Source organism: Streptosporangium minutum, from assembly GCF_002149035.1.
Taxonomy (GTDB): Bacteria; Actinomycetota; Actinomycetes; order Streptosporangiales; family Streptosporangiaceae; genus Streptosporangium; species Streptosporangium minutum.
In genome coordinates this window covers 1-3,850 of sequence record NZ_NGFP01000424.1, presented here as the reverse complement: position 1 = coordinate 3,850, position 3,850 = coordinate 1, and the positions used below count along the sequence as shown (strand labels likewise).

The window sequence follows — 3,850 nt, the reverse complement described above, 5'->3', positions numbered from 1 at the left end:
GGACCTCCCCCGGGCCCGGCCAGGCCCCGGGGGAGGTCCCGGGTCAGGAAGTCCCCCGGGGCCGCCGGGACCACGGTGATCTGCCCCTACTGCCTCTGGGAGCTGGAGTGGGAGGCGTTGCCTCTGGTGCTCAGGGAGGGCGACGAGATCACCTACCTGGAGCGGGAGGAGGGTGAGCCCGAGAACCGGTGGCTGCAGCGGACGGCCAACGCGGAGCGGATCTGCGACGCGGACGGCAGCGAGCACTACCTGCCCTGTGACTACGGAAACTACAAGCCGATGATCATCGGCATCGTCGGATCGACGGCGGCGGGGAAGACCCACCTGCTGGCCGCGATGATCGACCAGCTCGTGCAGACCGTCCGGTTGAAGGTCAGGCACAACCTCACGATCTCCCCGCTCGACACCGTCATGCACCGCCAGTTCATGCTGGAGAAGGTCTTCCCCTTCACCAACACCCGGAAGGTCCTCGGGCGCACGCGCCGCGAGGAGGAGGTCGCGTTCGTGTGCGCGCTGCGGGCGCACAACGACGTCACCGGGGAGAAGCACGCCCTGGTGTTCTTCGACGTCTCGGGCGAGTTCTTCGACGACGCGGACCTGCGCAGCCTGCAGTTCATCAGCATCGTCGACGCCCTGCTCTTCGTCGCCGACGCCGAGAAGCTCGACGAGTTCCTCCGGCAGTCCACCCCGCGCCTGGCCGATCCCGCCTTCATGGAGCCGTTCGGGCACATCGACCGGCTGCGCAACACCGGGCGGAAGGCTCTGCTGCCCCTGCCCGCCGCGCTGGCCGTGGCCAAGTCGGACCTGCTGCGGTGGCTGCCGGTCGTCGACGGCTGGCTACGCGCCGACGACGACACCGAGCTGGACAGCGTGGAGGAGGAGACCGAGGAGGCCTACGTCTTCCTCCAGTCGCACGCCGCCGAATCGTGGCTGTACCCGGTGGTGCACTGCCAGGACTCCACGATCCACTTCGTCTCCGCCTCGGGCGTGGCCAAGGTGGACGACGCGGTCTTCCCCGAAAGAGGCTTCGGCCCCCGCCGGGTGCTGCGCCCCCTGCTGTCCCTGCTGGCGATGAAGGGCGTCATCCAGGGACACGATCTCGGCCGGGACGACGTCGCCCGGGGGCCGTCGTGAGCGGAGCGGAGATCCACCAGATCGTCTTCCGGTGGTCGGAGGAGCTCCTGGTCGGCAGGCGGGGCCTGGGACCGGTCGCCTCCTCCCTCGACGGACAGGAGCTCGCCGACTGGTCCGTCCTGCTGCGGGCGGGGGACTTCGTGCAGGGCATGTGGACGGACGGCTCCGGCGACGCCCCCGCGATGGGCGCCCTCCAGATCGGGCCGGGCCGGGAGACCGGGGTGATCGTCCGGGTCCTGCCCGTACGTGACGCCAACGGGCGCATGTCGGAGCTGATCCACGTGCTGCTCGGCCCCGCCCCGGTTCTCACCGGCCGTCTCGCGGTGGGGCTGTGGAACTGGGCCGGCTGGGTGCGGCCGGAGACGGCCGGCGCGCTGGCGCCGCGGATGCCGCCCCTGCCGTCCGGGACGCTGGAGGCGGAGGCGAGGGACACCCACCACGCGCTCCACGAGGCGTCGTTGCGCCACCCTCTCCTGCCGGGACCGGCCGCCGACGTGCTCAACGCCCCCGCCGAGCACTACCAGCTGCTGCTGCCCCCGCGGACCGGCCCCGGCGGCGACCTGGCCGCACACCTGACGTACGGGCTGCTCACCGTCCTGGGCGACTTCACCGGGGAGGAGCCCTGGACGTTCCTCATCCGCGCGGAGCTGAAATCCAGGGAGGCGGACGCCCGTCTGACGGTGGTCGATCGCGCTCCGCCCCCGTCGGCGTTCGCCCGGCGCAGGCGGGTGCCGCTGCGCCCGGACACCGGCCAGGCGAGGAACGGCCCGGTGTCCGTCTCCACGGCCGCCTCCATCATCACCGCGATCGCCGACGGCAGGCCGATCGCCTACCCACGGACGGCGCTGCTGTCGGCCCGGGACGCGGCGGACTGGGCCGACACCCAGCTCCTCCGCCTGAGCGGGGTGGCGGACCTGCTCAGGCGGGCCGTAGCGGGGAGCCTGACCGCGAAGGAGGAACGGGATCTGGCCCAGCCCGGCGCCGGTCTCGGCCGCGAGCTCGGCACCTGCTCGCCGGCGGAGACGGTGGAGATCCTCCGCCTGTGGCGGGACTTCCCGGACTTCCCGCGGACGCGCGACGTCCTCGTCGCCTCCGGGGTGCTGCGCGCGCTCAACGCGGCCAGGCACGAGGCGCCCGAGACGCAGTCCCTGATGCACGCCGTCCAGGCGATGTCCCCGCCGGCGGGCACGGTCGAGAACAGCCTCGCCGGCCTCTACCGGCACGGGCAGAAGCCCGATCCCAACGAGGTCTCACGGGTCCTGATCGCGGCGGCGACCATCGGGGTCGACGCGCAGCGCGACCCCACCGTGGGCTGGCTGCTCGCCGGGCTGGAGCCCTACGTGCTCGTGCAGTGGTCCATCCGGCTGATCAGGCCGGAGCCGGTCGGCGACGGCCGGCCGCGGCCGGAACCGGATCTGGCCGCCGCCTGCCTCCAGCAGATCCGGATGGACCGGATCGACGCCGCCCGGCGGAGGCGGTGCCGGCAGATCTTCCTGGAGGACCACGGCATGGCCGAGACGGTGGAGGCGATCGCCACCGATCCCGCCCGGCGCACGGCCCTGTACGCCAAGGCCCTGCGGGCCGCCTACGAGGCTCCCCGCCATGCCGACGACGTCGCGGAGATTCTCGACGATCTCCAGCGGGCGCGGGCGCCGCTCTCCGGGACCGTCTGGCACGCGCTGTACGGCATGAGCGCCGATCCCGTGATCTGTTTCGCGGTGGCGGCGGGCGCGGTCCGGCGCGGACACGAGGACATCGGCGAGACCCTCCTGTCCTCGCTCTCCATGGAGAGGATCATCGACGGCATCGCGGACCCCGGTACGGAGCCGGAGGTGACACGGCACGCGATCGGCCACCTTCTCCACCGAATGCCGGACGAGAGCGGGAGCGGCATCGCCCACGCGCGCGGCGGCCTCCTCAGGAACGGATGTCTGGCGGGCCCGGTGTCCACCGCCTACCCGGCCCCCTCCGAGCAGACCAGGGTGCTCCGGGGGCTCCTGGGGCAGGCGTACGGCACGGATCTGCGCGGCGACACCGTCAGGGAGATCTACCACCACGCGAAGACGACCACACCGAGCCTCGTCGCGGCGATGCTCGCCCTCGCGACCCCGCAGGGGAGGGAGGAGATCGTGTGGGCGAACACCGAACTGCTGGTGAGGTCGGCGGGCGTGAGCTGGGAGGAGATCTACCGGAACGTTCCGACGGCCCGCCCGCACCGGACTAACCAGACGCACCAGACGCACCAGACGGACGACGACACGCGCCGGGTCTCCCCGCACACCCGGGAGATCCGCCCGGACACCCGTGAGGCCCAGCCGGACATCCGCGAGATCCGCCCGGACACGCGCGGGACCGCTCACGACCGCACCACTCACGACCGCCCGGACACGCGCCGGACCGCTCACGACCACACGGCTCACGACCGCACCGCTCACGGCCGTCCGGCGCAAGCACGGTCCGCCCTCCCCGCGCCCGCCGGCCCTCCGAGGGCGCGGTTCCCCGTTCCCCGGCCCTTCTTCACCAGTCCGGGCCCGGACAGCACGCGCTCCGGTGATTCCGGCGGAGCGGACACGCCGACGTACACCGGGCGGGGGTGGAGGCGGAATCCCTGGGCCCGCGTCCGGGCCCCCCGGCGCGCTCCGGACCCTCCGCTTCTCCGACCCGGCATCAAGACGGCGATCGCCGTCTTGATGCCGGGTCGGAGAAGCGGAGGGTC

General features: G+C 72.8%; 2 protein-coding genes. Both read left to right on the top strand.

Annotated elements, in window-relative coordinates; genetic code table 11:
• Positions 1-1,134, top strand: a 1,134-nt coding sequence (locus CA984_RS46865) for a TRAFAC clade GTPase domain-containing protein (protein WP_423229364.1), incomplete at its 5' end; no start/stop codon positions are given.
• On the top strand, positions 1,131-3,850 hold a 2,720-nt coding region (locus tag CA984_RS43020), incomplete at its 3' end, for a hypothetical protein (RefSeq protein ID WP_207621264.1). The genes CA984_RS46865 and CA984_RS43020, both read left to right, overlap by 4 nt.